We start from the raw sequence: 4,566 nt of genomic DNA, 5'->3' as shown, positions 1-4,566 counted from the left end.
GCCCCGCAGAAACGGGGCGAAGGTGGTGGTCACCGCGACGGCTAAATATCGAAAAAGACGGTTTCGTTCTCGCCCTGCAGATGAATGTCAAAACGATAGACCACTTCCGTACCGCGAACCTCGCGCTCGGCGATTAAGGTTTTGCGCCTCACCTCCCACTCGATGAGATTCAGCACCGGGTCGCTGGCGTTAGCCTCGTGTTCATCGGCAAAGTACATCCGCGTATTCAGGCCAATATTGATCCCCCGCGCCACCACCCACAGGTTGACGTGCGGCGCCATCAGCCGGCCATCGCGACCGGCCACCGGGCCCGGCTTGATGGTTTCAAAGCGCCAAATGCCGGAGGTGAAATCAGAGCAGGTACGCCCCCAGCCGCGGAAGGCCGGGTCGACGGCTTTCTGCTGTTGACGATCGTCAGGATGGTTATAGCGACCCGCGGCGTTGGCCTGCCAGATCTCCAGCAGCACATCGCGGACCGGCGTCCCGGAGCCGTCGATAACCCGGCCTTCAATGGTGATGCGCTCCCCGGCGGTATCAGCGGTAGTGAGGACCGGGCCAAAATTTTTCTCAAAAATATGAAAGCCTGCGGCGTCCGGCGCCAGGCCGATATGAACATAGGGTCCCGCCGTCTGCGAGGCGGTTTCAGGCAGATACTCTTTCATCGGGCGGCCCCCTGAGTGCGATTTTCAAACAGCGTGGCGCGGTGGCCGCGCAGAACAAGGTCGAAGCGGTAGGCCAGACAATCCAGCGGTACGGCGGCGTGCATGTCCAGCTCGGCGATCAGCGTGCGCACGGCGTCGTCATTATTAATAGTCCTGACGATCGGGCACTGCTTAATCAGCGGGTCGCCTTCAAAATACATCTGGGTGATCAGGCGCTGGGCCCAGGCGTCGCCCGAGAGAGAAAAATGGATATGCGCCGGACGCCAGTCGCTGGCCTGGTTGCGCCAGGGGTAGGGGCCGGGTTTGATGGTGCGAAAACAGTAATAGCCGTTTTCATCGGTAAGCACCCGGCCGCAGCCGCCAAAGTTCGGGTCAATCGGCGCCAGATACTGATCTTTTTTATGCCGGTAGCGACCGCCAGCATTGGCTTGCCAGACTTCCACCAGCGTATTTTTCATCGGTCGGCCGAATCCATCGCGCACGTAACCGTGGACGATGATCCGCTCGCCGATCGGCAGGCCTTCTTTGGCATAGTTCAGGATTAGGTCATTATCCAGAGGGCCCAGGTCGTCGCGGCTAAATACCGGGCCGGTGATCTCTGACAGCGAGTTCTGCAGAGAGATGAGGGCGTTTTTTGGCGAGCGCAGGACGCTGGTTTTATAGCCCGGCGCGTAAGCGGGCGGGTGGCTACTGTAATCGCGATGGACAACCTCACGTGGGGACCATTTGTCGTTCATAGGGTACTCCGTGTAGACGGTAGAGGGGCATATTGTTGTAATGTCGCCAGAAGCAGTGTGTGTAAATGCATTGTTAATTTAAAGTGAAATTACCGGGTGTTTTTCATAACTATGGGTTATGTTTTGCGCAATGACCTGGGCCGGCGGCAGGTTATCGCCATCACAGTTTGTAAATTCTTCCCCCCGCCGCGAGGCAGCTTTCCTACACTCCAGGAAGTATTCACTGGAGGTAACACATCATGGCGAACACCATCACGGCTGATGAGATTCGGGAGCACTTTTCGCAGGCCATGTCGGCCATGTACCAGCAGGAAGTTCCGCAGTACGGAACGCTGCTGGAGCTGGTGGCTGACGTCAACCTGGCGGTACTGGAAAATAATCCGCAGCTGCATGAACAGCTCGCTAACGCTGACGAGCTGGCGCGCTTAAACGTGGAGCGCCACGGCGCGATTCGCGTGGGCACAGCGGAAGAACTGGCGACGCTCCGTCGCATGTTTGCCATCATGGGGATGTATCCCGTTAGCTATTACGATCTCTCGCAGGCCGGCGTGCCGGTCCACTCCACGGCGTTTCGTCCCATCGACGATGCCGCGCTGGCGCGCAATCCATTTCGGATTTTCACCTCGCTGCTGCGCCTGGAGCTGATTGAAAATCGCGCCCTGCGCGAGCGGGCCGAGGCGATCCTCGCGCGGCGCAAAATCTTCACCCCCCGCTGCCTGGCGCTGATTGCGCAGTATGAAGCAGAGGGCGAATTTACCTCTGCCGACGCGCGCGAGTTTGTCCAGGAGGCGCTGGAGACGTTCCGCTGGCACCGGCAAGCCACCGTCGATGAGGAGACTTACCATGCTCTGCATCGCGAGCACCGCCTGATTGCCGATGTGGTCTGTTTCCCGGGCTGTCATATCAACCATCTCACGCCGCGGACGCTGGATATTGACCGCGTCCAGTCCCTGATGCCGGAGTGCGGTATTGAACCCAAAGCGTTGATTGAAGGGCCACCGCGCCGGGAGGTCCCGATCCTCCTGCGGCAGACCAGCTTTAAGGCGCTTGAGGAGCCGGTGATGTTCGCCGGAGAACACCGAGGCACCCATAGCGCCCGCTTTGGCGAAATTGAGCAGCGGGGCGTGGCGCTGACGCCGAAAGGGCGCGCGCTATACGATCGGCTGCTGCAGGCGGCAGGAACCGGGAAAGATAATCTCAGCCACCAGCAGCATCTACAGGAGGTGTTTAGCGAATTTCCCGACAGCGAATTTCTGCTCCGTCAGCAGGGGCTGGCCTGGTTTCGCTACCGCCTGACGCCCACGGGTGAGGCACATCGCCAGGCGTTTCGCCCGGGCGACGATCCGCAGCCGCTGATTGAGCGCGGGTGGGTGGTCGCCCAGCCGATTATTTATGAAGACTTTTTACCGGTCAGCGCGGCGGGCATTTTTCAGTCCAATCTGGGCAACGAGACCCAGGCGCGCAGCCACGGGAACGCCAGTCGCGAGGCGTTTGAGGCAGCTCTGGGCTGCCCGGTGCAGGATGAGTTTGAACTATACCGACAGGCGGAGGAGCGCAGCAAACGACGTTGCGGTCTGCTGTAAAATCAGTACCCTGCTGGCATCAGCCTTACAGGGAGCAGGTTATGCAACATCCGTCGAAACCGTTGGCGAAAACCCGTCAGGGAACGCTGGCCGGGAGCGCAGAACAGGGGATTCATATCTGGCGCGGCATTCCGTACGCCGCGCCGCCCGTGGGCCCGCTGCGCTGGCGCGCGCCGCAGCCAGCCGCCCGCTGGCAGGGGGTACGTCCAGCCGAGACCTTTTCCGCCGCCAGCTGGCAGGACATTGACTACTGCCGCGAGCTCGGCGGCGGCGATCCTGGCGCCTTCAGCGAAGACTGCTTATATCTCAACGTCTGGGCCCCGGCCAGCGCAGCGCAGCCGCTGCCGGTGATGGTCTGGCTGCACGGCGGCGGGTTTACCATCGGCGCCGGCAGCCTGCCGCCTTACGATGGCAAAGCGCTTGCCAGCCGCGACGTGGTGGTGGTGACAGTTAACTACCGGCTGGGCCATCTAGGCTTTTTCGCCCATCCGGCGCTGGAAGAAGAGGCGGGCGAACGTCTCTATAATTTCGCGTTGCTCGATCAGATTGCCGCTCTGCAGTGGGTTCAGGAGAATATCCACGCCTTCGGCGGGGATGCCGCCAACGTCACGCTGTTTGGCGAATCCGCCGGGGCGCGCAGCGTGCTGTCGCTAATGGCCTCCCCGAAAGCGAAAGGGCTGTTTCATAAAGCGATTATTCAGAGCGGGTATACGCTACCCGATCTGCCGCGGGAAAAAGCGCTGGAAAAAGGGCGCCAGCTGGCGGAACACTTCGCCTTACCGCAAGCCAGCGCTGAGGAATTGCGGGCGATCCCGGCGGAGGCCTTCTGGTCGCTCACCGCGCCTCTGAATACCGGGCCAGCGCCTATTGTCGGAGACGCGGTGCTGCCGCAGCCGATGCTGGAGACCTTCTTTGCCGGCCGCCAGCATCCGATACCGGTGATGATCGGCTCCAATAGCGATGAAGCCAGCGTGATGGCCGTGTTCGGCGTCGATATTGCCGGGCAGATCCAGAAGCTGCGCCGTGAGCGCCGTCTGGGGCTGGGGCTGATCAAACTCCTCTATCCCGGCGTGAAGGGCGATGAAGCGCTGGGGCGGGAAGTATGCCGCGACATGGCCTTCACCACCCTTGGTTATGTAGTGATGCAGGCGCAACAGCGCGTGGGGCAGCCGTGCTGGCGCTACTGGTTTGATTATGTCGCGGAAGCGGAGCATGACGCCTACCCGCATGGGGCCTGGCATGGCAACGAGGTGCCCTACGTGTTTGATAACCTGCGGTTGACCGACCCGGTGCGGCAGTACGCCAGCGAAGCGGATCTGGCCTTCGCCGCTCAGGTCGCTGACTACTGGACGCAGTTTGCCCGCCTCGCCAGCGGCGAGCAGACGCTTTCCGGCGCGGTGCGCTGGCCGGCGTGCCTGCGCGGGCGGGATCGCCTGTTGCGCATTGGCTTGCATAAGCGCGCCGGGTTTAAAGTGGAGAACCGCTTTATGCGCGCCAGACTGGCGCTGTTTCGCCGGGTGATGAAGCATCACGTGACGCTGGAATAAATCCCATAATGCGCAACTGTCGCCACCGACCGGTGGC

The 4,566-nt window shown here is 61.3% G+C and carries 4 protein-coding genes; 2 read left to right on the top strand and 2 right to left on the bottom strand.

The window, feature by feature from the left end; translation table 11 throughout:
* Window positions 1–41: 41 nt before the first annotated feature.
* Both pcaG and pcaH read right to left on the bottom strand, forming a co-directional pair.
* Window positions 42–662: a protocatechuate 3,4-dioxygenase subunit alpha gene (gene pcaG, locus HMPREF9538_RS16185; protein WP_002907554.1), complete on the bottom strand. Its 621-nt coding sequence runs from the start codon at window positions 660–662 to the stop codon at window positions 42–44.
* Window positions 659–1,399, bottom strand: a complete 741-nt coding sequence (pcaH, locus tag HMPREF9538_RS16190; protein ID WP_002907552.1) for a protocatechuate 3,4-dioxygenase subunit beta — start codon at window positions 1,397–1,399, stop codon at window positions 659–661. Before pcaH ends, pcaG begins: the two co-directional genes overlap by 4 nt.
* Before the next feature lie 239 nt (window positions 1,400–1,638).
* Here pcaH and HMPREF9538_RS16195 point away from each other — a divergent pair, with 239 nt between their 5' ends.
* Window positions 1,639–2,982: a VOC family protein gene (locus HMPREF9538_RS16195; RefSeq protein ID WP_002907549.1), complete on the top strand. Its 1,344-nt coding sequence runs from the start codon at window positions 1,639–1,641 to the stop codon at window positions 2,980–2,982.
* A gap of 41 nt (window positions 2,983–3,023) precedes the next feature.
* Window positions 3,024–4,529: a carboxylesterase/lipase family protein gene (locus tag HMPREF9538_RS16200; protein ID WP_009484804.1), complete on the top strand. Its 1,506-nt coding sequence runs from the start codon at window positions 3,024–3,026 to the stop codon at window positions 4,527–4,529.
* Window positions 4,530–4,566: the final 37 nt, after the last annotated feature.

The sequence above is a fragment of the Klebsiella sp. MS 92-3 genome (genome assembly GCF_000195655.1).
Classification (GTDB): domain Bacteria; phylum Pseudomonadota; class Gammaproteobacteria; order Enterobacterales; family Enterobacteriaceae; genus Klebsiella; species Klebsiella pneumoniae.
The sequence above is the reverse complement of the archived record's forward strand: the minus strand, read 5'-3'. Positions and strand labels throughout refer to the sequence as shown.